Source organism: Psychrobacter sp. PP-21 (assembly GCF_033790785.1).
GTDB lineage: Bacteria > Pseudomonadota > Gammaproteobacteria > Pseudomonadales > Moraxellaceae > Psychrobacter.
Genome location: NZ_JAMYEB010000063.1, coordinates 1 through 841 on the forward strand (window position 1 = coordinate 1; position 841 = coordinate 841).

Annotated in this window: 2 protein-coding genes; both read left to right on the forward strand. The window is 33.9% G+C overall.

From position 1 onward, the window contains the following. Nucleotides 1–219: 219 nt before the first annotated feature. A complete protein-coding gene (locus tag NJD71_RS13555; RefSeq protein ID WP_319052426.1) occupies nt 220–558 on the forward strand; it encodes a hypothetical protein in 339 nt (112 codons plus the stop codon). A 5-nt stretch (nt 559–563) separates the two neighbouring features. Further along, nucleotides 564–841: helix-turn-helix domain-containing protein (locus tag NJD71_RS13560; RefSeq protein WP_319052427.1), on the forward strand; the 278-nt coding region annotated here is incomplete at its 3' end.

The window sequence follows — 841 nt, forward strand, 5'->3', positions numbered from 1 at the left end:
TCATGCCCTCATCTAAGCTTTTTAAGACTTGTTTGCGATAATCTAGGGAGTAAGTCATGGTTATTTATTGTGGTAGTCGTTTAGTTGATTTATTTTATAACATTTTTGTGGTCAGGTGACTATATATTCAATTATAAAGCTTTATATTTATAACTTATAGATTTGCGAGTATTATCTAATAAAATTCAAATTCCCCTAAAGACCAGGATATTTAAAACTATGACTACTGACAACTCCTCTACTGATAAAAATGAACCTGATGAAGAGCAAGAAATAGATCGTAATATAGATATAGTTGCTTTGAAAAAAATAATTACTACCCTTCAAGCTAGGACTAATAGTTTAGCCGTTGCAATTGAGAAAATCCTTAGTGTACCTACTAATTTAAATATTGCTGAGAGTATGTTACAACATAGCACGTGTTCTGATTCAGAGAAAAACAATAATATTATTTTTTTAGGTGATATCGAACAAAAAACTATTTCGTATTGTGATAATAGACCTCTTGCAAAAGTAGCAGAGAATTTTACAATAACTGAAACACTCATAACTTTTTAGGAACCATGCCAAACATAGAGAAGCTACTCAAACAAAGTGACGCTGGTTTTAAACGCTATACTGGCATTCATAAAGCCACCTTTTATGACATGCTTGATGCCATGCAAGAGCATGAAGCATCTAAGACCAAATCAGGCAGACCAAGTGTGCTCAGTATTAAGGAGCAGATACTACTAGCCCTGACTTATTGGCGTGAATACCGCACGCTTTATCATATCAGTATGGACTTTGGTATTCATGAGTCTTCTGCTAGCCGTATCATTCGTAAAGTAGAAGACACACT

Excerpts from the sequence above, each read along its gene's own strand:
- NJD71_RS13555 (WP_319052426.1), top strand. The coding sequence starts at position 220 with ATGACTACTGACAACTCCTCTACTGATAAAAATGAACCTGATGAAGAG.